Source organism: Candidatus Symbiopectobacterium sp. NZEC135, assembly GCF_025962695.1.
In genome coordinates this window covers 1-20,845 of record NZ_JAGFPF010000047.1, presented here as the reverse complement: position 1 = coordinate 20,845, position 20,845 = coordinate 1, and the positions used below count along the sequence as shown (strand labels likewise).

At 51.3% G+C, this 20,845-nt stretch carries 21 protein-coding genes and 1 pseudogene; 14 read left to right on the top strand and 8 right to left on the bottom strand.

The features are described from left to right. Positions 1 to 33: 33 nt before the first annotated feature. Entirely contained in the window at positions 34 to 1,167 is a 1,134-nt protein-coding gene (locus tag J5224_RS18380) for a glycosyltransferase (RefSeq protein WP_264626729.1), read from the bottom strand. Between the two features lie 401 nt (positions 1,168 to 1,568). Between J5224_RS18380 and J5224_RS18375 the strand changes: the two are divergent. Continuing rightward, positions 1,569 to 1,703: pseudogene (locus J5224_RS18375) on the top strand (hypothetical protein); the annotation flags it as partial. Positions 1,704 to 1,926: 223 nt separating this feature from the next. Beyond that, positions 1,927 to 3,174 (top strand): serine/threonine transporter SstT, encoded by a 1,248-nt coding sequence (gene sstT, locus J5224_RS18370; RefSeq protein WP_264626727.1) that lies wholly within the window; start codon positions 1,927 to 1,929, stop codon positions 3,172 to 3,174. A gap of 60 nt (positions 3,175 to 3,234) precedes the next feature. Here the strand turns inward: sstT and J5224_RS18365 are convergent, their stop codons facing one another. From J5224_RS18365 to uxaC, 4 genes are all read right to left on the bottom strand, one after another. Further along, positions 3,235 to 3,768, bottom strand: coding sequence for a YgjV family protein (locus J5224_RS18365; RefSeq protein WP_264626726.1), 534 nt, complete (start codon positions 3,766 to 3,768; stop codon positions 3,235 to 3,237). A 91-nt stretch (positions 3,769 to 3,859) separates the two neighbouring features. Then, positions 3,860 to 5,353 carry a UxaA family hydrolase gene (locus tag J5224_RS18360; protein ID WP_264626744.1) on the bottom strand — a complete coding sequence of 498 codons (1,494 nt, stop codon included), beginning with the start codon at positions 5,351 to 5,353 and terminating at the stop codon, positions 3,860 to 3,862. A gap of 17 nt (positions 5,354 to 5,370) precedes the next feature. Next, on the bottom strand, positions 5,371 to 6,822 hold the full coding sequence (locus tag J5224_RS18355) for a tagaturonate reductase (protein WP_264626725.1): 1,452 nt from the start codon (positions 6,820 to 6,822) through the stop codon (positions 5,371 to 5,373). 110 nt (positions 6,823 to 6,932) lie between these two features. After that, positions 6,933 to 8,342 (bottom strand): glucuronate isomerase, encoded by a 1,410-nt coding sequence (gene uxaC, locus J5224_RS18350; protein WP_264626724.1) that lies wholly within the window; start codon positions 8,340 to 8,342, stop codon positions 6,933 to 6,935. 548 nt (positions 8,343 to 8,890) lie between these two features. Here uxaC and J5224_RS18345 point away from each other — a divergent pair. From J5224_RS18345 to J5224_RS18305, 9 genes are all read left to right on the top strand, one after another. Then, positions 8,891 to 10,189: an MFS transporter gene (locus J5224_RS18345; RefSeq protein WP_264626723.1), complete on the top strand. Its 1,299-nt coding sequence runs from the start codon at positions 8,891 to 8,893 to the stop codon at positions 10,187 to 10,189. A 249-nt stretch (positions 10,190 to 10,438) separates the two neighbouring features. Further along, complete coding sequence (exuR, locus tag J5224_RS18340) at positions 10,439 to 11,215, top strand: transcriptional regulator ExuR (protein WP_264626722.1); 777 nt, start codon at positions 10,439 to 10,441, stop codon at positions 11,213 to 11,215. Positions 11,216 to 11,627: 412 nt separating this feature from the next. Continuing rightward, complete coding sequence (locus tag J5224_RS18335; RefSeq protein WP_264626721.1) at positions 11,628 to 12,302, top strand: DedA family protein; 675 nt, start codon at positions 11,628 to 11,630, stop codon at positions 12,300 to 12,302. A gap of 40 nt (positions 12,303 to 12,342) precedes the next feature. Further along, positions 12,343 to 12,684: an EnvZ/OmpR regulon moderator MzrA gene (gene mzrA / locus J5224_RS18330; RefSeq protein WP_413544697.1), complete on the top strand. Its 342-nt coding sequence runs from the start codon at positions 12,343 to 12,345 to the stop codon at positions 12,682 to 12,684. A 278-nt stretch (positions 12,685 to 12,962) separates the two neighbouring features. After that, positions 12,963 to 13,268: a DUF883 family protein gene (locus tag J5224_RS18325; RefSeq protein WP_222159365.1), complete on the top strand. Its 306-nt coding sequence runs from the start codon at positions 12,963 to 12,965 to the stop codon at positions 13,266 to 13,268. Positions 13,269 to 13,309: 41 nt separating this feature from the next. Beyond that, the gene (locus J5224_RS18320; RefSeq protein WP_264626719.1) at positions 13,310 to 13,705 is read left to right on the top strand and encodes a phage holin family protein; all 396 of its coding nucleotides are present in this window, start codon (positions 13,310 to 13,312) and stop codon (positions 13,703 to 13,705) included. Then, on the top strand, positions 13,702 to 13,986 hold the full coding sequence (locus J5224_RS18315; protein ID WP_264626718.1) for a YqjK-like family protein: 285 nt from the start codon (positions 13,702 to 13,704) through the stop codon (positions 13,984 to 13,986). The genes J5224_RS18320 and J5224_RS18315 overlap by 4 nt, the downstream gene beginning before the upstream one ends. 189 nt (positions 13,987 to 14,175) lie before the next feature. After that, positions 14,176 to 14,571 carry a DoxX family protein gene (locus J5224_RS18310; RefSeq protein WP_264626743.1) on the top strand — a complete coding sequence of 132 codons (396 nt, stop codon included), beginning with the start codon at positions 14,176 to 14,178 and terminating at the stop codon, positions 14,569 to 14,571. A gap of 187 nt (positions 14,572 to 14,758) precedes the next feature. Continuing rightward, the gene (locus tag J5224_RS18305; RefSeq protein WP_264626717.1) at positions 14,759 to 15,754 is read left to right on the top strand and encodes a glutathione S-transferase family protein; all 996 of its coding nucleotides are present in this window, start codon (positions 14,759 to 14,761) and stop codon (positions 15,752 to 15,754) included. A 28-nt stretch (positions 15,755 to 15,782) separates the two neighbouring features. Here J5224_RS18305 and J5224_RS18300 read toward each other — a convergent pair whose 3' ends face one another. Next, a complete protein-coding gene (locus tag J5224_RS18300; protein ID WP_264626716.1) occupies positions 15,783 to 16,679 on the bottom strand; it encodes a LysR family transcriptional regulator in 897 nt (298 codons plus the stop codon). Between the two features lie 108 nt (positions 16,680 to 16,787). Between J5224_RS18300 and J5224_RS18295 the strand changes: the two genes are divergently transcribed. Further along, a complete protein-coding gene (locus J5224_RS18295) occupies positions 16,788 to 17,489 on the top strand; it encodes a pirin family protein (protein ID WP_264626715.1) in 702 nt (233 codons plus the stop codon). A gap of 97 nt (positions 17,490 to 17,586) precedes the next feature. Continuing rightward, on the top strand, positions 17,587 to 18,108 hold the full coding sequence (gene zur / locus J5224_RS18290; protein ID WP_222159359.1) for a zinc uptake transcriptional repressor Zur: 522 nt from the start codon (positions 17,587 to 17,589) through the stop codon (positions 18,106 to 18,108). A gap of 66 nt (positions 18,109 to 18,174) precedes the next feature. On the opposite strand, the gene lexA is transcribed toward zur, so the two are convergent. Both lexA and J5224_RS18280 read right to left on the bottom strand, forming a co-directional pair. Then, positions 18,175 to 18,786, bottom strand: a complete 612-nt coding sequence (lexA, locus tag J5224_RS18285) for a transcriptional repressor LexA (protein WP_264626714.1) — start codon at positions 18,784 to 18,786, stop codon at positions 18,175 to 18,177. A gap of 120 nt (positions 18,787 to 18,906) precedes the next feature. After that, the gene (locus tag J5224_RS18280; protein WP_264626713.1) at positions 18,907 to 19,275 is read right to left on the bottom strand and encodes a diacylglycerol kinase; all 369 of its coding nucleotides are present in this window, start codon (positions 19,273 to 19,275) and stop codon (positions 18,907 to 18,909) included. 128 nt (positions 19,276 to 19,403) lie between these two features. Between J5224_RS18280 and plsB the strand changes: the two genes are divergently transcribed. Continuing rightward, on the top strand, positions 19,404 to 20,845 hold a 1,442-nt coding region (plsB, locus tag J5224_RS18275), incomplete at its 3' end, for a glycerol-3-phosphate 1-O-acyltransferase PlsB (RefSeq protein WP_264626712.1).

The window sequence follows — 20,845 nt, the reverse complement described above, 5'->3', positions numbered from 1 at the left end:
CCAGATGAATATACTATCTGAAACAGTCAGTTATCACTCATGCTCGTCATAAGACATTTGACGTAAGTAGCTATCAATAAGGTCGGTATGAAAGCCACATGATTTGACACTCAGCAATAACTCTTTTGCTTTAGCTTTCATACCTATTTCGTAGAGATAGAAAGAAAGAGCCGCATCAATATGCAAGCCCTCTGAATGTAACATATCAATGTTACATTGACGTTCAGAATGTTTAAAATTCAGAATCTCCTCGATTTTTCTCCTTGCAGAATCTTTCCAGTTAAATATCTCGTAAACCATTGAATAATAGAAACCGTTGCTATTAAAAGGAATTATTTCATTCATTACGCCAATTACTCTTTGAAATTCATCATAATCATCACGGAGTTTAAGTTTTGCCCTTGCAATCAGGTCAAGAATAGAGAAGATGTATTTATCTGATTTTAAATTAGAATACTGCAACGGGAAATTCTCATTTATTTTTATTAGATTGGAAAGAGTGTGGTAAATTTCCTCGACAGGAAAAAACTCAAAAGAATCTCGATAATAGAAAAAGCGCCATCTAAGATAACGTGGCTCAGCACTGATGTTCTTTAAATTCAATTGGTAATTACGATTTTCTTTATCTTTACTTTCTATTATCTCAGGGAAATAACCATCATGAATGATATTAACGCTTACATTGAAATCTAAAATCGCACTATTACTCTTCCTTAGCTCTTCGTGAACATAACCAAAGTAATAGAAACCTTCGTTGTTAACAAAACCTCTTCTGACCGATCTCGATATGTTTGAGTTATGGTCCTGAATATTTGGGCATAAAGCCATATCATTCTTTTTAGTGTTTCGGTTAATTTCATTAAAAGCAGATATTACTTCACACCTAGAAGAATTAATGTACTCATCTGCATCTATAAAAAAGATGTAATCACACCGTGCTTTCTTTATTGCAAGATTGCGTGGTTTTGAAAAATCATTCTCCCATAATGTATGAAATATTTTTAACTTATCACATGTATAATGGTTGAGTATATTAAGCGTATTATCGACAGAACCTGTATCAACAATGATAATCTCATCAAATATAGGAAGCAAACTATCAATGCAACGCTTGATGCAGCGCTCTTCGTCTTTCACTATAACAGCACCAGTAATTGTAATATCCATTTTACAGTTACACCTCATCGTTAGTCCAAGTATGCACGAAAGTCATCATAGGAATAATTATCATCCTTTGCAATGACACCTTTGAATGAAACAAGATGAGTTAAATCTGTATGGCGCTCGCTATTGCTGGCAACTCCATTATATTCAGACAACCTTGCCACACACGCCTGTGTTATATCTGAGAAGAAGATAATTATATAACAATATAATTGTCCGTGTAATCCTATCCAGCGATCGTGGACACGAGACTAAATGAATAAACGCTTAATTAGCGGTAACTCATGAAAAAACGAATATAGAACAGTGATAAGTCCCACAACCAACACGCAACTAAATTCTGTAATGGATCGCTATAGCAGGGATAACGGAAATTTTTGCAGTTCTAGTGCATAGCACTCCCGATGTTTATCGGCACCAAGATGATGCTGATCGACCTGTTCCATATTCCTATCGCTATCTCTCTGGGCGTTGTTGCCGGCATTCTGACCATCACGCTGCTGATTAACCTGTGGGTGAATCAGCGCGCCGCTCGCTAAGCCGCTTATCGCCTCCGTAAAAGGAGGCGATTTGTGAATGACCCGCCGCACAAAATTTTGTGTCATTGCTTTTTTTAATGGCTTTTTTCCCTATACTGCTTGGCGCAAACACTTTGTTACAGGATACGAAAAAAAGCCCATTGCACGCGTCAGAGGCTTTCATCCTGCGACGCACTACTACACAACCCTTGTTAGGTTACGGAACGGGACCACCGTCTATTTTATGAAAAATTCTCAATCTGCTTTTTTGCGTTATTTGCTGCAAGGCAGTCTGGTGCAACAAATTGTTATCGGGCTGGTTTTGGGCATCCTGCTTGCTATGGTGTCGCGTGACAGCGCCCTTGCAGTAGGTTTACTTGGCACACTATTCGTTGGTGGGTTAAAAGCCGTTGCCCCCATATTAGTGTTACTACTGGTCATGGCCTCCATCGCTAATCATCAGCAAGGGCAGAAAACCAATATCCGCCCCATATTAGTGCTTTATGCCATCGGTACTTTTTCCGCTGCACTGGTTGCCGTGGTGCTCTGTTTTCTGTTCCCGACAACACTCGCACTCAATGCACAAGCAGCAGATGTTGTACCACCAACGGGCATTGTTGCCGTACTCAAAGGCTTGCTGATGAGTGTGGTCGCTAACCCGATCCATGCACTGATCAACGCGAACTACATAGGCATTTTAGTGTGGGCTGTCGGCTTTGGTATTGCCTTTCGCCATGCATCACCCAGCACGAAAACATTTATTAACGATGCAGCACATGCCGTTTCCCTGTTGGTACGCACCGTGATTCGTTTTGCACCGATCGGGATCTTTGGCTTAGTGGCTTCGACACTGGCTGAAACAGGCTTTGGCGCATTGCTGGGTTATGCTCATCTGCTCACCGTGCTGGTTGGCGGCATGTTGATCGTGGTGCTTGTCGTAAACCCGCTGATCGTGTTCTGGAAGATTCGTCGTAATCCGTACCCGCTGGTGCTGACCTGTTTGCGTGAAAGTGGCATCACCGCCTTTTTCACGCGCAGTTCTGCCGCCAACATTCCGGTGAACATGGAACTATGCCGTAAGCTGAATCTGGATGAAGACACTTACTCTGTCGCTATCCCACTGGGTGCGACCATCAATATGGCCGGTGCGGCAGTCACCATCACTGTGCTCACGCTGGCAGCCGCTCACACGCTAGGCATTCACGTCGATATGCCTACCGCACTGCTGCTCAGCGTGGTCGCTGCCGTTTGCGCCTGTGGCGCATCGGGCGTTGCCGGAGGCTCATTGCTGTTAATCCCGCTGGCGTGCAGCATGTTTGGTATCGCAAACGACGTGGCTATGCAGGTGGTCGCGGTCGGCTTTATCATCGGTGTGATTCAGGATTCAGTGGAAACGGCCGTGAACTCTTCCACAGATGTGTTGTTTACCGCAACAGTATGTCAGTCAGAAGATGCCAAGTTGGCAGAGAAAGAGCGGCTGAACCTGTTGTAACACCTTCTCGTTTCCCTCATCTTCTGTCTGAAGGTGAGGGAAAACGGAACAATAGCGACATTACTGCGCTTGCGTTTCTGCCCGGAACGGATCCAGCCCACGCTTCTGCATGCGCCAAAAACGAATGATGTTGTAGCCATTCAGGATCAAAAAAGTGCCTTCAATCAACGAACCACCGATTGAACCAAGCCATACGTTATGTATTACCCAGCACAGCGTGGCGCACCAGATAATGCAGCGCGTGGTCAACCCGCTGGTGCGGAACAGCGCCCAGGTGCTGATCAGCGTACCTGCGATCGGCAGCAGTTCAACCGCATGCTTAAGACCAGAAAGCCCAAACACCAGCGTCAGAATAATAAAGGCAAACATCACAACCAGGTTGTGGGTACGCGTGGCAATCACCGTACGCCCGGCATTCAGCAGTGCGCTGGCACCTGCGGCATTAGCCCCCATTAAAAAGAAATGGATACCGATGATGGCGCTGTAGAGGGAAAGCTGTAGTTTGAATTTGCGATCGTCACGGTGAAAAAATACGGTAATCCCCACCAGGAAGGCAATCGCCCCCACTGCCTGAGCAAACCAATAGCTCGTCATGATCTGTGCCTTGGGAAAAGGAGTGGTGAAAATAAATAAAACGGCGCCAATAAATGGAACGCCGTTTCATTTTAATTAAAAGCGGGAGGTTTTACAACGTTACGCCACTTTTAAATATCGCCAGTTCGCGGAAATCATTGATCTCGTTTTTCGCCAGCTTTTTGCCATCAGCAATTTGCACAATCATGTCCACAAACTGGGTCAGCAGATCGTCCATTTCCACCCCATGAATCAGGCGGCCGGCGTCAAAGTCGATCCAGTGCGGTTTTTTCTGTGCCAACTCGCTGTTGGTTGCCAGTTTCACCGTAGGTACAAAACCGCCGTAAGGCGTCCCGCGACCGGTACTGAACAATACCATATGGCAGCCCGCGCCCGCTAGCGCGCTGGTAGCCACTGCATCGTTACCCGGTGCGCTGAGCAAGTTCAATCCCGGCGTATGCAGGCGCTCGCCGTACTTGAGCACGTCCACCACTTTGCTCTGCCCCGCTTTCTGGGTACAGCCCAGTGATTTCTCTTCCAGCGTAGTGATACCACCGGCCTTGTTACCCGGCGAAGGGTTCTCATAAATCGGCTGGTTGTGCTCGATAAAGTACTGTTTGAAGTCATTGACCATGTGGACCGTTTTTTCAAACGTCGTTTCATCGCGGCAGCGGCTCATCAGAATACGCTCTGCGCCAAACATTTCGGGCACTTCCGTCAGCACTGTGGTGCCGCCGTTGGCGATCATGTAATCCGAAAAACGCCCCAGCAACGGGTTGGCGGTAATGCCTGACAACCCATCCGAGCCGCCGCATTCCAGACCAAACTTGAGTTCGCTCAGCTTGCCCGGAACGCGTTGGTCGTTACGCATCGCTTCATACAATGCATGCAGACGCTCCAACCCCGCTTCGACTTCATCATCCTGCTGTTGGCAGATCATGAAGGTCACACGTTCTGCGTCATACTCGCCCAACGTGGTGCGGAACGCGTCTACCTGGTTGTTTTCACAACCAAGACCAATCACCAACACTGCACCCGCGTTGGGGTGGCGCACCATGTTTTGCAACATGGTGCGGGTGTTTTCATGGTCTTGCCCCAACTGCGAACACCCAAACGGGTGGGTAAACAGATACACCCCGTCGATGCCTTCCGCATTGTTGGTTTCTTTCAGGAAGCGAGTCTGGATCTGACGCGCGATGCCGTTAACGCAGCCCACGGTCGGCAGGATCCATAGCTCATTACGCACCCCAACATCACCGTTTTTACGACGGTAGATCTGTACCTCACGATCGGCCATCTGTGCTGGCAGCGTCATGAATTCCGGCTGGTACTGATACTCATCCAGATCGCTCAGGTTGGTCTTGGCATTCTGAGAATGAATATGCTGCCCCGGTGCGATGGCCTCTAACGCATGGCCGATCGGCAAGCCGTACTTCACGATCATCTCACCCGGTGCGATGTCATAAAGCGCAAATTTGTGCCCGCGCGCTACAGGCTGCGGCAACGTCACCGTGACGCCGCCTGCGGTTACCGCCTCACCTTGCGCAACATCACGCAATGCAACGGCCACATTGTCCAGCGCGTGGATTTTGATGATGCTTTGCATCGATAAATCTTCAGCCATTAACAATACCCTTCTACTGCCGCTCTCATGCCGCGATCGACGATCGCTTGCAGTTGCTGCGTAACCTGTTCTACCAATCCCGGCACCTGCGTCAAATCCTGTTCCCAGTGATCCGCATCGCTCAGCACGGTGGTAACCAGCGCTTGCAGCGAGGTGGTGCGATCGTTGACGCCGTGCCACAGGGTGCTATAGCGTTCCAGCCAGTGCGCATCATCTTGCAGCGGGTAGGCTTCACCGTTGCGATCGCCGCGATAGAACGCGATCAGTGCTGCCAGTGCAAAGGTCAGACGCGCCGGTAATGCCCCTTTCTGCTCACGGTAGGCCAGCAGTTGCGGCAGAATACGGGTGCGGAATTTCGTCATGCCGTTCAGGGCAATGGATAACAGCTGGTGCTGAATAAACGGGTTACGGAAACGGCTCAGCACCGCTTGGGCAAAGGAGGTCAGCTCATCGTGAGGCAAATCCAGCACCGGAACGATCTCTTCGGCAATGGTTTTTTCCACAAAGCGGCTGATTTGCGCGTCATTCATGGATTCGCCTACGGTGTCCAGACCAGCCAGGAAAGCAACCGGCACCAGCGCGGTGTGCGCACCGTTCAGAATCGCCACTTTGCGCTCTTTGTAAGGCTTGATATCGTCAACGATGCGGATATTCAGGTCCAGCTTATCGAGGCGCAGCTCTTGAGCCAGCCATTGCGGTCCCTGAATCACAAACAGGTAGAAGTATTCAGCGGTATCCCAGAAGGTATCCTGATAGCCCATTTCCTGTTGCAGCGCTTCCACTTCGGCACGCGGATAGCCCGTCACAATACGGTCAACCAGCGTGGAGCAGAACGTGTTGTTTTCGTTGATCCAAGTGATAAAGGCCTGCGGCAGTTCCCACTGCGCGGCATAGCGCAGCACCAGTTCTTTCAGTGCAACGCCGTTGTAATCGATAAGTTCACACGGTAACAGCACCCAGCCTTTGTCGGCGGCACCGTTGAAGTGGTTGAAGCGCTCAAACAGCAGGCGCGTCAGTTTTGCCGGATAGCTGACCGGCGGCGTATCCGTCAAACGATCGTCGGCGTGATAGCTGATGCCCGCTTCGGTAGTGTTGGAGAACACGAAACGAATATTGGCATCGTGTGCCAGTGCCAGATACTCGTCAAACTGACGGTAAATGTTGATTTCACGGTTAACGGAGCGGATCAGGCGCGGTTCACGCACCGCTTCGCCCTGTTCATTCAAACCGCGAATAATCGTGGTATACAGCCCATCCTGAGTGTCTAATGACGGCGGAAAATCGGTATCAATCGGACGAACGATCACCACACCCGCATCCAAATCGGTATGTTCGTTTAGCAAATCTAACTGCCAGTCAACGAACGCGCGCAGAAAGTTACCCTCACCGAATTGGATAATACGATCAGGATGTTGACGACCAGGGAAGTCACGACGATTCAATGTTTGCATTAAGAAGCTACCTCAGGACAGGAAGTGCGATCGGGGTCAGGTTGTTACCGCCCTGTCACCTTGCCCACGATACAATGTCAAGGCGCGCGCACCTGCGCGCGCCCACGGTCTTATAATTCAATGGCGAAATAGTTTTTAGCGTTATCGAAACAAATGTTTTTCACCATGTCGCCCAGCAGATTGATGTCTGCCGGTGCTTCACCGTCTTCTACCCAGCGGCCGATCATCTGGCACAGGATACGACGGAAATACTCATGGCGAGTGTAAGACAGGAAGCTGCGACTATCCGTCAACATGCCCACAAAGCGGCTCAGCAGGCCCAGTTGCGCCAGTTGCGTCATTTGACGCTGCATGCCGTCTTTCTGATCGTTGAACCACCAGCCAGAACCAAACTGCATTTTGCCCGGCATACCTTCACCCTGGAAGTTACCGACCATAGTACCCAGCACTTCGTTATCGCGCGGGTTCAAGCAGTACAGAATGGTTTTCGGTAGCAGATTTTCTTCATTCTGCTTGCTCAGCAGGCGAGACAGTTCTTGTGCCAGCGGACGGTCATTGATGGAGTCGAAACCAACGTCTGGCCCCAGCAGTTTAAACTGGCGCAGGTTGTTGTTACGCAGCGCACCAATGTGATACTGCTGTACCCAACCGCGACGCGCATATTCCGCACCCAGCCATACCAGTACGGCCGTTTTGAACTGTGCCACTTCTACATCGCTCAGCGCAGCACCGCCCAAACGACGAGACAGGATGCCATCCAGCGTCGCTTCATCCGCTTCGGCAAACAGCACGACGTCCAGCGCGTGGTCGGAAACTTTACAGCCGTGTGCGGCAAAGTGATCCAGACGTTTGGTCAGTGCGGCCTGCAAATCGCTGAAACGACGAATGTCGGTATCAGACACTTCACCCAGTTTTGCCATGTAATCGTTAAAGGTGGCTAACTCGATGTTGAAAGCCTTGTCAGGACGCCAGCTCGGCAGCACTTTGACGTTGAAGCTGCCATCAGCAGCAATGGCTTTGTGATGACGCAGATCGTCAATCGGGTCGTCAGTGGTGCCGACCATTTTCACGTTCATCTGCTGCATGATGCCGCGCGCGGTAAATTCATCACGCTCCAGCAGGGCGTTGCAGCGATCCCAAATCTCTTTCGCCGTACCCGGCGCTAACAGTGTACCTGTTACACCAAATGGGCGACGCAGTTCGAGGTGCGTCCAGTGGTACAACGGGTTACCGATGGTGTGCGGCACGGTTTCTGCCCAAGCGGTGAATTTTTCCCAGTCGCTGGCATCACCGGTACAAAGACGCTCCGGCACGCCGTTAGTACGCATGGCACGCCATTTGTAGTGATCACCTTTTAACCAGATGTCATACAGGTTTTTAAAGCGGTAGTTTTCTGCAATCTGTTCAGGCGGCAAGTGGCAATGGTAATCAAAAATAGGCTGATCAGCCGCATAGTCATGATACAAACGACGAGCAAATTCGCTGTCTAACAGAAAATCTTCGCTAAGAAACTGGGGCATACTCTTCTTCCTCACCGTGCGCTCAGGCACAACATTGGCCTTTGTTGAAAGATATCACACCAATTATGCTGGATATCTCATATCATTAGTGAGGTCATGATCGCAAAAATTCACACGCCTGGCAAATTGGTCAGGACACCGCGCAGCAAGCTCTCAACACAGGCCGATATCGAACAAATTTTAACTATTCCGCATAAATATAATGGTTTTGTGATGTCACTCAACTTTTAAAGTTGTATGACAAATTATTGTAGCGCCGTCTTGAACCAGGATTCAATCTCTATTCCATTCCCAAGAGAAAAAATCCTGGTCCAAATCAAAAGCAGGTTTCAAGAGAGCAAAAGGCGAGCAAGGCGTCCTTATCGATGCGCCTTGCCGCCTTCCTAAAAGTAAGCGCAATGACGCCACAAACATGCTCCGTTACTGAAACCCTGCGATTGCGCCCTTCTGGGAGGTGCGCTAGCCAACGTTGTTGGCTAAACACAACACCGGTTGTTAGCACAGCTAGCGGCACGGTGTTATTTTTTTGACTCGGAGAGAAAACACAAATGCGTAAAATCAAAGGGCTACGTTGGTACATGATCGGGTTGGTGACCATTGGCACCGTGCTCGGTTACCTGACACGTAATGCTATCGCCGTTGCCGCCCCGACGTTGCAAGATCAGTTACATATCACGACACAGCAATACTCCTACATCATTGCTGCCTATTCTGCCTGCTATACCGTTATGCAGCCCATCGCCGGTTACGTACTGGACCTGTTGGGCACCAAAGTTGGCTACGCCATGTTCGCTATCCTGTGGGCCATTTTCTGCGCCAGTACCGCAATGGCAAACAGCTGGCAAGGTCTGGCCCTTTCACGTGGTCTGGTCGGCATGGCCGAAGCCGCCATGATCCCTGCGGGCCTGAAGGCGAGCAGTGAATGGTTCCCTGCCAAAGAACGTTCCGTTGCCGTAGGCTACTTCAACGTAGGTTCCTCAATCGGTGCCATGATCGCCCCGCCGTTAGTGGTTTGGGCCATCGTGATGCACAGTTGGGAAATGGCCTTTATTATCACCGGTGTCTTGAGTCTGGTGTGGGCACTGTGCTGGCTGGCATTTTATAAACACCCGAAAGACCAGAAAAAACTGACTGATGAAGAACGTGATTACATTCTGAGCGGTCAGGAATCTCAGCATCAGGCTGGTAATGGTAAAAAAATGTCTGCCTGGCAGATCGTGCGCAACCGTCAGTTCTGGGGCATCGCGTTACCGCGCTTCCTGGCTGAGCCGGCATGGGGCACCATCAACGCCTGGATCCCGCTGTTCATGTTCAAAGTCTACGGCTTTAACCTGAAAGAAATTGCCATGTTTGCCTGGCTGCCAATGCTGTTTGCTGACCTGGGCTGCGTACTGGGTGGTTACATGCCCATGCTGTTCCAGAAGTATTTCAAGGTGAACCTGATCGTTTCGCGCAAAATGGTGGTAACACTGGGTGCAGTATTGATGATTGGCCCTGGGATTATCGGTCTGTTCACCAGCCCTTATATTGCCATCGCGCTGCTGTGCGTAGGTGGATTTGCGCACCAGTCGCTGTCCGGCGCACTGATCACGCTCTCTTCTGATGTGTTCGGTCGTAACGAAGTGGCTACCGCCAACGGGTTGACCGGCGGCGCTGGCTGGCTGGCGAGCACTCTGTTCGCGCTGGTGGTAGGCGCATTGGCAGATACCATTGGTTTCGGTCCGCTGTTTGCAGTGCTGGCAGCCTTTGACGTGCTGGGCGCCATTCTGATTTGGGTGATTCTGCAAGACCGCCCGGCAGTGCAAGCAGAACAACCGGCAACGCTCGAGACGGCACAGCAGCATTAATCACTGCCTGTCTCACCGCTAAACCCGCTTTGATGCCCGATAACCCCGGTTATCGGGCATTTTTATTGCAGGTTGATCATGCATAACTGTGACCTTGATGTTGGTCGGCTTCACGAATAAGTGGTATAACAAATCCCGACGCGATGGTTTTCTCAGCCTTTTTTCGCCTCTGTGGTGAGGTTGCGGCGCAGGAAAGTCGCAGGGAAAGGTTCCCCATTTACGGACCGTCATCTATTAAAGAGCAAAGATATGGCACTCACTGAGCCCCGTCGACTATACCAACAGTTAGCCGCAGAACTTAAGCAGCGCATCGAAAGTGGCGTTTACCTTGTTGGCGAGAAGTTACCCGCCGAGCGCTACATTTCCGAAGAGATGAACGTCAGCCGCACCGTCGTGCGCGAGGCGATCATCATGCTGGAAGTGGAAGGCTACGTCGAGGTGCGTAAAGGCTCAGGCATTCATGTCATTTCCAATCAACAAAGCCATCGCGTGCCCAACGGCGGGGATATTGAGTTTGTTACCGCCGGGCCATTTGAACTGTTGCAGGCACGACAATTAATTGAAAGCAATATTGCCGAATTTGCAGCGACTCAGGTGACGCGCCAAGACATCGTCCAGTTGATGGAGATTCAGGAATATGCGCGTCAGGAAGACCGTTTCCGTGATTCCGAGTGGGATCTGAAATTTCATATTCAAGTAGCACTGGCGACACAGAACTCGGCCATGGCCACTATCGTGGAAAAAATGTGGAGCCAGCGTATCCACAACCCCTACTGGCTGAAGTTGCACGAACACATTGACGACCGCTCAATCGAAAGCTGGTGCGAAGAGCACGATCAAATACTTAAAGCACTGATTCGCAAAGATCCCTACGCGGCCAAGCTGGCGATGTGGCAGCATCTGGAAAACACCAAGCAAATGCTGTTTCGCGCCACCACCGATGACTTTGAATTCAACGTTGACCGCTATATGTTTGCCGAAAATCCCGTCGTGCATCTTGAACCGATCACCGTGCACAAATCCTGACCACTCGAACAAAAAAACCTGTCGCCTCTGTCACTTAACAGAGGCAAAAACGTCTTAAAACACCTGTTTGTGTCAAAAAATGTAAAATTGGGCGCAAAAAAACCTTTTCTGTCAAACAGCAGCGATAAATCTTACCTTTTCCTGCGATAATTCCCTATCTCAACCTTTAGGCTTTTGTTACAGTTAGAAGCTCTTTTTAACGCTTAATCCAGTATTTTCCGCGTTACTGCCGCCAAAACGCAACAATGCAGGCTCGGCGGACAAAAATGGATTAAGTGGAGGTATGTGAACATCGGTATGTTCTACTCTAACAGCGCTCACCATGGCGAGCCGGTGTACATAATGACCCTTGTAGTCGGTGTATTTCATCGCCGATGGGCCACGTAGCATGCTGTTGTGTTAGGAATACCGAATGGAATTAATTAAAGAACTTGTTAATGCGCTTTGGCACCAAAATTTCGATATTCTCGCTGACCCCAAACTGGTTTGGACGCTCTATTTTATTCTGTTCATGATCTTGTTTTTGGAAAACGGCCTGTTACCTGCGGCCTTTCTGCCCGGGGACAGTCTGCTGGTATTGGTCGGCGTGCTGGTTGCCAAAGGCACAATGAATTATGCATTCACTATCGCATTGCTGACCACCGCCGCTAGCCTTGGCTGCTGGGTGAGCTATATTCAAGGGAAGTGGCTGGGGAATACCCGGGTAGTACAAGGCTGGCTCTCTCATCTTCCCGCACACTATCACCAACGCGCTCACCTGTTGTTCCACCGTCATGGATTGTCTGCGCTGCTGATTGGCCGATTTCTCGCCTTTGTTCGCACGCTTCTGCCTACCATTGCCGGGCTTTCAGGGCTGGACAATACCCGTTTTCAGTTTTTCAACTGGATGAGTGGACTGCTGTGGGTGTTGATTCTGGTTTCGGTTGGCTTTGCGATAGGCAAAACGCCGCTTTTCATGAAGTATGAAGATGAGCTGATGTTTTGCCTGATGATGCTGCCATTGGTGTTATTGTTCGTCGGTCTGTTCGGTTCACTGCTGGTATTGTGGCGTAAGAAACGCGCTGACAATGCAGAAAAAGGTAACTAACGTGTTATTCGGTTGGCGTTATCTGAAAGCCATCTGGCGCATGATGATTCTGGTGATGCTGCCGATTATCCTGTTGACGCAGTCACCGAGCCGTGAACAGGATGAAACGCTGCTGCACATTTTTCCTCACCATCAGGGCGCACCGCTCCCTGATGGCTTTTACGTTTACCAGCGTCTTAATGAGCGTGGTATTGCCATCAAAAGCATTACCCCAGCGCCGGATAGCCTGATCGTCAGACTGGCTTCATCGGAGCAGACCTTTGCCGCGCGTGAAGCACTTCTGTCCTCGTTTCCGCAGGCCAAAATCATCACTCAGCAACCGCCTAAACCCGTTCCTTTCTGGCGGCAAAAGCTGACGCAAAAAGCTGCAACACTGGGATAAGGACAAGATTCAAAAACGTCAGGGCAAACTCGCCGACACCCAGAAAACGTTGCATGCAGCCCAGCAGGAGATTACTGCTGCGGATGGGCAATAATCCATTAGATTTCGCTTGTCTGGATCGCGCCAACCCTATGCTTATCACCCCGGGCTGGGCATATTTTATGGGATTACCCAGCGCTTACAGCAGCTTATCAGAATTATCTCGTCCCACTCCGCCATTCCAATCGTAAAAGTTGAGCTATAGTTAATACTCCTTATTTATCGAAAAGGAGTTAATCATGGCTAAAGATCAACAATCTGAACTGTTGCGCAATGAGTTGAAATCACTGGCAGATACCCTGGAAGAGGTCTTGAACTCCTCAAGCGATAAATCCAAAGCGGAATTGGAAAAATTACGCAGCAAAGCGGAAAGCGCACTGAAGGACACCCGCTCACGATTGAGTGAAACCGGCGAACGTATCGTTAACCAGACCAAAGAAGCCGCTGATTATGCGGATGACTATGTTCGACAGAACCCATGGACCGGCGTGGGTATCGGCGCTGCAGTAGGGGTTGTACTGGGTGTTTTACTCGCACGCCGCTGATTGACGGGAGTTCAGTAACCTTTTATGACCGAAAAACTGTTATGACGGATAAACAACGACAGGGCCCCGCTAGCGGGGCTATTGATTCTGCACAGCGTATTCTGACGCTGCTGGTTGGCATTGTGGAAACGCGCCTGCGTCTGGTTGTCATTGAGCTAGAAGAAGAAAAGAATCATCTGTTCCAACTGCTGCTGCTCACCGGGCTCACCCTTATTTTTGCCGCATTCGGTCTGATGAGCCTGATTGCACTGATTATCTGGGGTCTGGAGCCCGAATACCGTTTGTTGGCATTGGCCTGGATCACCGCCACGCTGCTTGGCCTGGCACTGATTATCGGCGTCTGGACGCTCATGAAAGCGCGACGAGCCACGCTGCTCAAAGCCACGCGCAAAGAGCTTCGCACTGACAGAGCGCTGCTGGAAGAGGAAGAAAAATGAATCGCCAGCAACGTCAGGAAGAAAAAGCCCAGCTGTTACGCCAAATAGAACAGCAGCGTATCGATGTGATTTACGAAAGACGCGTGTGGCTGGAAAAAACCGCACCTTACGATGGTTACTGGCTGCGTATCATGGCCTGGCGTCGTTACTGGCTTCTCGCTTCCGGTGCTGCCGCGCTGTATGGGGTACGTCACCCAAATCGGCTGATTCGCTGGGCCAGACGCGGCATTGGCTTGCTGGGGACACTAAGACTGCTGCGCAAAACGTTGTCGCCCCGCTAAGCACTACGGATTGCGAGCACATATTCAGATTTTCTGAAAAAAACAGACAATTTAACTCGCTGGAATCCAAACCGTTTCCCCCATAGTATTTGCTCCATACCGGATGTGCAGATGATATCCCCAGAGATATCCTGCTGTAGCGCGGCATACAGACTTGTTGCCAGCCCCCCTTTTCCTTGGAGACAAATGATGAAAAATTTAGAAAATACTGCGCTGCTTATCGCTCGCATCTTTATGCCAATCCTGTTCATCGTGGCAGGTTACGGCAAACTGGGTGATGCCTATGCGGGCACCGCGCAATACATGCAGGCCATGGGCGTTCCGACGTTTCTGCTGCCGCTGACCATTCTGCTGGAGCTGGGCGGTGGCTTGGCGGTGCTGTTCGGTCTTCTGACTCGCACTGTCGCCCTTTTCACGGCGGGATTCACACTGCTGACCGCCCTGCTGTTTCACACCAACTTTGCCGAAGGTGTAAACCAGTTGATGTTCCTGAAAAACCTGACCATCGCAGGCGGCTATCTGCTGCTGGCTGTAACGGGCCCTGGCGCTTTCAGCATCGACCGTCTTTTGAATAAAAAGTGGTAACACCGTAGTTTTATACCAAAGTAGTTTTATACCAACGTAGTTTTATACCAACGTAGTTTTATACCAACGTAGTTTTATACCAACGTAGTTTTATACCAACGTAGTTTGATGCCAACACCAGGCATAACCCTCGCACCAGCGGCGCAGTACTCTGCGCCCTGGTTTTTACATTGATGATGGAGGACCCATGGGACAACTAATCGATGGCGTATGGCACGATACCTGGTATGACACCAGCAAGACAGGTGGGCACTTCAAGCGTACCACTGCACAGTTTCGCCACTGGATAACCCCGGATGGCGCGCCGGGCGTCACGGGCGAAGGAGGCTTCGAGGCCCAACCCCATCGCTACCACCTCTATGTTTCGCTCGCCTGCCCCTGGGCGCACCGCACCTTGATCATGCGTCAGCTTAAAGGGTTACAGGAGTACATCGGTGTGTCCGTGGTGCATCCGTTGATGTTGGATCAGGGCTGGACTTTCGGCATCGATTTTCCTTACACCACTGGTGACTCACTCTACCAGCACGAATTTCTCTACCAACTTTACCTGCATGCCAACGCCGATTACAGCGGGCGCGTTACCGTTCCGGTACTGTGGGATAAAACGCGCCACACCATCGTCAGCAATGAATCCGCCGATATTATCCGCATGTTCAATGCGGCGTTTGATGGCATTGGCGCAACGCCCGGCGATTACTACCCGGAGGCGCTGCGCACGCAGATTGATACGTTAAATGCGTGGATTTACCCCACCATCAATAACGGCGTGTATAAGGCGGGATTTGCGACCTCGCAAGACGCCTATGATGAAGCGGTCAATGGCGTATTCGAGGCATTGGATTCGCTGGAAGTCCGTCTGGGACAGCAGCGTTACCTGACAGGCAACGCATTGACTGAAGCGGATATTCGTTTGTGGACCACGTTACTGCGTTTCGATCCGGTTTATCATACCCATTTCAAGTGTGACAAGCGTCGGCTGGCAGACTACCCGAATCTGTTCGGTTTCCTGCGGGATATTTACCAAATTCCCGGCATTGCAGATACCGTCAACATCCCGCATATCCGCCATCACTACTACCGCAGCCACGGTACGATCAATCCGCATGGCATTATTTCCATCGGGCCAGAAAACGATCTGAGCGCACCGCACGGGCGCGACAGATTTAATGGACAGACGGTGTAATCAACAAACGATAGGCCTGAGCATCACATCACGCCTGGTTCAGCACTTTGGGCAATTCGCGCAAGAACCAGGATTTTGCCTCGCCCATGCTGTCACGACGCCACGCCATGATAATCTGGCTCTCCATGGAATATTCCGGGCTGACGACCCGCAAGCGCCCCTCGGCAATATCTCTGGCGACCATGGGGTAAGGCATGGTCGCCACGCCCAATCCCGCCAGCAGCGCGCGGCGTTTATCATCAATAGAACTCACCGTTAAACGCTGCTGCTTATCCAACAGTTGCACGGTCAATACCGGGCGTTCACGCGCGGTATCCGCCACGGCAATCCCGCGATATTTTATGCGCGTTACATCCGACAGCGGTTCAGGCTCTTGGTGAATAGGGTGATCCGGGCTGGCGACGTAAACGTTGTTCATGGTGTACAGCTTGCGCGTGTTCACTTCGGAAGAGGCGCGAAAGTGCATATCAGGCGCAATCACGATATCGGCCCGCCCCTGTTCCAAACGCTCCCAGGCACCAGCCAGCACTTCAGTCAGCAATGACACCTGGGTATTGGCTTTCTGCGCCAGCTTATCCAGCAGAGGAAACAGTTTCTCGGTCGGGATCAGCGCTTCAACGACGATAGTGATATGGGTTTCCCAGCCGCGCGCCAGCGCTTCCGCATCGGTGGTCAGTTTATCGGCGGCTTCGAGCAGGATTCGCCCCCGCTCAAGCAACATACGCCCCACGTTAGTAAATTTAGTGCGGTGACCTGAGCGATCAAAAAGCACGACGTCGAGCTCTTCTTCCAGCTTCTGCATGGTATAGCTCAGCGCCGACGGCACGCGCCCCAGCTCATCAGCCGCCGCCGCAAAGCTGCCACGGCGATCGATGGCGTCCATCACTCGCAGCGCTTCCAGCGTTAATGCCCGTTCTTTTGCCATTTACTCACTCATTCAGGAATTTTGAATATACCCACCAGATTAACTAGCTAACAATCCAACGTCCACACAATTACTATCTGTTTAGTATAATTTTTGAGGTACAGAACCATGATCATATGCAGAACAGCGGAACAGTGCGGTCAAGCTGACTACGGCTGGCTGCAAGCGCGCTACACCTTCTCTTTCGGCCATTATTTCGATCCTGAGCTGTTAGGCTTTGCGTCACTGCGCGTGTTGAATCAGGAAGTCCTCAAGCCAGGCTCAGCATTTCAGCCGCGCACCTACCCGCAAGTCGATATTTTAAATATTCTGTTGCAAGGTGAAGCGGAATATCGCGACAGCAACGGGGGTCATATCCGGGCAAAAGCAGGCGACGTTCTGTTATTGGCCGCACAGCCTGCGGTAAGCTACAGCGAGCACAGCATCAGCGACACAACGCCGCTAACGCGTTTGCAACTGTGGTTCAATGCCTGTCCTTCACGGGAAAACAGCGCCCTGCAACGACTTGCTCTGTGCGATGCCAAGGTCAAACTGCTCGCCTCACCGGAAGGTGAAAACGGCAGCCTGCAACTTCGCCAGCAGGTCTGGGTACACCATCTGCAATTGAACGAAGGTGAACAGCATACGTTTGCACTCAACGGCAACCGCGCTTATTTTCAGGTGGTTCACGGTGCGATGGAAGCCATGACGCCGCAAGAGAACGCAACGATGTTACAGTGTGGAGATGGCGCCTTCATTCAGCAGGAAAAACAGCTGACTATCCGCGCCAAAGCCCCGCTGCGCGCGCTGCTTATCGATCTGGTTGCCTGAGGCACATTCGACCTGCTGATGGATTATCACAGCGCGATCCGCGCCTTACATGGTAAGATGGGCAACATGTTCATCATCATGCGGTAGGATCAGGCCAATGGATTCAAGCGACCAAGACAAACTCCTTGCCCAGGCGGAAAGTATTTGCCAACAGCGCAACGTGCGCCTTACGCCACAGCGACTCGAAGTGCTTCGGCTGATGGCTCAACAACACGGCGCGATCAGTGCTTACGATCTGTTGGATCTGCTGCGTGCCTCAGAACCGCAAGCCAAACCCCCTACCGTATACCGCGCTCTGGATTTTCTGCTGGAGCAAGGGTTTATCCATCGTGTGGAATCGACCAACAGCTATGTCATGTGTCACCACATTGAAGAACATAGCCATACTTCAGCGCTGTTTATTTGCGATCGCTGCGGGCAAGTGACGGAACGTCAGACGGAAGGCATTGAAGCCATTCTTCAGCAGTTGGCACAAAGCGCCAATTTCACGCTGCGTCACAGCGTAGTCGAGGCACACGGCCTGTGCGAAGCCTGTCAGGAAGTGGCTGATTGCCGTGAACATGGACACTGTCATCACGACCATACGGTGCCCATCAAAAATGCGAAACCCGGCCGCTGAGCTGAGGGCGCATCACGTCATCGACAAGGCTTTCCCAAAAAGAAACGCCCTGTCGGCTAACGGTGTTTAGCTCCACTCACCGTTGCGGATAACACCGACGGCCAGCCCTTCAATAGTGAAACTCTGCTCGCGTAAATCAACCACGATGGGAGCAAAAGCTTCATTCTCCGCCAGAAGCTGCACGGTATTACCCTGACGCTTTAAGCGCTTAACCGTTACTTCATCTTCAATACGTGCCACCACGACCTGCCCGTTACGCACCTCTTGCGTTTTATGCACGGCAAGCAAATCACCGTCCAGTATCCCGATATCTTTCATCGACATACCGCTGACGCGCAGCAGAAAGTCTGCGTGCGGTTTGAACATGGCCGGATCGACCTGATAGTGGCACTCGATGTGTTCTTGCGCCAGCAGCGGTTCACCCGCAGCAACACGACCAATCAGCGGCAGGCCAACATTTTCATCTTCCATCAGCAGACGGATACCGCGCGATGCGCCAGAGACAATTTCAATCACGCCTTTACGTGCCAGCGCCTTCAAATGCTCTTCCGCCGCGTTGGGTGAGCGGAAACCCAGTTGCTGGGCGATCTCGGCACGCGTTGGCGGCATGCCGGACTGCGCAATATGATCGCGAATCAGATCATAGACCTGCTGCTGTCTGGTTGTTAATGCTTTCATTCCGCCCCCTGGTTGTTTATACAGTTTATCTGTGAGTATATACAGGTCATCGCGGCTTGGGAATCACAGAGAGGCAAATACCTGTGTTTTTATGCGCTTTGCCTCAAAATCACGCTGAAATCACCCCAGCACGAGCGGCCAGAGAATGCTCACCCAGACAACGGCGGCAAAGGCCAAGGCCACAAACACCGCCGCCGAACCGATATCTTTAGCGCGCCCAGAGAGTTCATGGTGCTCCATCCCCACGCGATCGACGACGGCCTCGATTGCGCTGTTGACTAACTCCATCAGCACCACCACCACCACCACGCCAATCAGCACTAGGCGCTCCAACAGTGACACGGGGAGCCAACACGCAACCAGCACTGCCACGACCAGCAGCATCAGTTCTTGCCGAAATGCGGCTTCGTGCTGCCATGCCTGTTTCAGCCCTTTGAGAGAGTATCCCGTTGCCTTGATAATCCGCGTTATCCCGGTAGCCTTATTCATGTTTTTTCATCCGTTTATCAGAGATTTTTTGCAATTTTCCCGTAACACCGTTGTCTCACACCACAGATCTCCCGTGTACTTTCTGGTATCCTTGCGGCGCATTGCTACTCAAGAGGCTTCTGGTTGTTATGTCCGGCTGGCGTAAAATTTACTATAAATTACTGAATTTCCCACTTAAATTGTTAGTGAAAAGCAAGATAATTCCTAACGATCCCGTGGCGGAGTTAGGGCTAGATCCTTCTCGCCCCATTCTTTATGTGCTGCCCTATAACTCACAGGCGGATTTACTGACGCTGCGCGCAAAATGCCAAGCGTTAGAACTGCCCGATCCGCTGGAACCCACTGAAATTGACGGTATCTCACTGCCCAGCCACGTGTTTATTAACGATGGTCCGCGCGTATTCCGCTATTACACGCCCAAGCAGGAATCCGTCAAACTGTTCCACGATTATCTGGATCTGCACCGCAACAATCCCTATCTCGATGTACAGATGGTGCCGGTTTCTGTCATGTTTGGCCGCTCCCCAGGCCGTGAAGGACAACACGGCGCGACACCACATCTGCGTCTGTTGAACGGCATTGAGAAGTTCTTTGCGGTGATCTGGCTGGGTCGCGACAGCTTCGTGCGCTTCTCCAGCATCGTGTCGCTGCGCCACATGGCAACCGAACACGGCACTGACAAAACCATAGCGCACAAACTGGCGCGTGTCGCCCGTATGCACTTTGCTCGTCAGCGTCTGGCCGCCGTTGGTCCGCGTTTGCCGGTACGTCAGGAATTATTTCATAAGCTGCTGGACTCCAAGGCCATCAAGAAAGCGGTTGAAGATGAGGCGCGCAGCAAGAAAATTTCCCATGAGAAAGCGCAACAGAATGCCATCGCCCTGATGGAAGAGATCGCAGCGGACTTCTCTTATGAAGCCGTGCGGCTTTCCGATCGCATTCTGAGCTGGACTTGGAACCGTCTGTATCAAGGCATTAACGTACATAATGCCGAGCGCGTGCGTCAGTTGGCACAGGACGGCCATGAACTGGTTTACGTGCCTTGCCACCGTAGTCACATGGACTACCTGCTGCTCTCCTATGTCCTGTATCATCAAGGTCTGGTTCCTCCCCATATCGCAGCCGGTATCAACCTGAATTTCTGGCCAGCAGGCCCGATTTTCCGCCGTCTGGGTGCGTTCTTTATTCGCCGGACCTTCAAAGGCAACAAGCTCTACTCCACCATTTTCCGCGAATATCTCGGCGAGCTGTTCTCACGCGGCTACTCCGTTGAGTACTTTATGGAAGGGGGGCGTTCGCGTACAGGTCGTTTGCTGGAGCCCAAGACCGGCACGTTGGCCATGACCCTTCAGGCGATGCTACGCGGCGGTACCCGTCCTATCACGCTGGTGCCGATTTATGTGGGTTATGAGCATGTGATGGAAGTGGGCACCTATGCGAAAGAGCTGCGCGGTGCCACCAAAGAGAAAGAGGGTTTCATGCAAATGGTGCGCGGGTTACGCAAACTGCGCAATCTGGGGCAAGGCTATGTGAATTTTGGCGAGCCGCTGTCGCTGACGCCTTACCTCAA

Coding starts and splice junctions, on each gene's coding strand:
- J5224_RS18380 (WP_264626729.1), bottom strand. CDS start 1,167: ATGGATATTACAATTACTGGTGCTGTTATAGTGAAAGACGAAGAGCGC.
- sstT (WP_264626727.1), top strand. CDS start 1,927: ATGAAAAATTCTCAATCTGCTTTTTTGCGTTATTTGCTGCAAGGCAGT.
- J5224_RS18365 (WP_264626726.1), bottom strand. CDS start 3,768: ATGACGAGCTATTGGTTTGCTCAGGCAGTGGGGGCGATTGCCTTCCTG.
- J5224_RS18360 (WP_264626744.1), bottom strand. CDS start 5,353: ATGCAAAGCATCATCAAAATCCACGCGCTGGACAATGTGGCCGTTGCA.
- J5224_RS18355 (WP_264626725.1), bottom strand. CDS start 6,822: ATGCAAACATTGAATCGTCGTGACTTCCCTGGTCGTCAACATCCTGAT.
- uxaC (WP_264626724.1), bottom strand. CDS start 8,342: ATGCCCCAGTTTCTTAGCGAAGATTTTCTGTTAGACAGCGAATTTGCT.
- J5224_RS18345 (WP_264626723.1), top strand. CDS start 8,891: ATGCGTAAAATCAAAGGGCTACGTTGGTACATGATCGGGTTGGTGACC.
- exuR (WP_264626722.1), top strand. CDS start 10,439: ATGGCACTCACTGAGCCCCGTCGACTATACCAACAGTTAGCCGCAGAA.
- J5224_RS18335 (WP_264626721.1), top strand. CDS start 11,628: ATGGAATTAATTAAAGAACTTGTTAATGCGCTTTGGCACCAAAATTTC.
- mzrA (WP_413544697.1), top strand. CDS start 12,343: ATGATGATTCTGGTGATGCTGCCGATTATCCTGTTGACGCAGTCACCG.
- J5224_RS18325 (WP_222159365.1), top strand. CDS start 12,963: ATGGCTAAAGATCAACAATCTGAACTGTTGCGCAATGAGTTGAAATCA.
- J5224_RS18320 (WP_264626719.1), top strand. CDS start 13,310: ATGACGGATAAACAACGACAGGGCCCCGCTAGCGGGGCTATTGATTCT.
- J5224_RS18315 (WP_264626718.1), top strand. CDS start 13,702: ATGAATCGCCAGCAACGTCAGGAAGAAAAAGCCCAGCTGTTACGCCAA.
- J5224_RS18310 (WP_264626743.1), top strand. CDS start 14,176: ATGAAAAATTTAGAAAATACTGCGCTGCTTATCGCTCGCATCTTTATG.
- J5224_RS18305 (WP_264626717.1), top strand. CDS start 14,759: ATGGGACAACTAATCGATGGCGTATGGCACGATACCTGGTATGACACC.
- J5224_RS18300 (WP_264626716.1), bottom strand. CDS start 16,679: ATGGCAAAAGAACGGGCATTAACGCTGGAAGCGCTGCGAGTGATGGAC.
- J5224_RS18295 (WP_264626715.1), top strand. CDS start 16,788: ATGATCATATGCAGAACAGCGGAACAGTGCGGTCAAGCTGACTACGGC.
- zur (WP_222159359.1), top strand. CDS start 17,587: ATGGATTCAAGCGACCAAGACAAACTCCTTGCCCAGGCGGAAAGTATT.
- lexA (WP_264626714.1), bottom strand. CDS start 18,786: ATGAAAGCATTAACAACCAGACAGCAGCAGGTCTATGATCTGATTCGC.
- J5224_RS18280 (WP_264626713.1), bottom strand. CDS start 19,275: ATGAATAAGGCTACCGGGATAACGCGGATTATCAAGGCAACGGGATAC.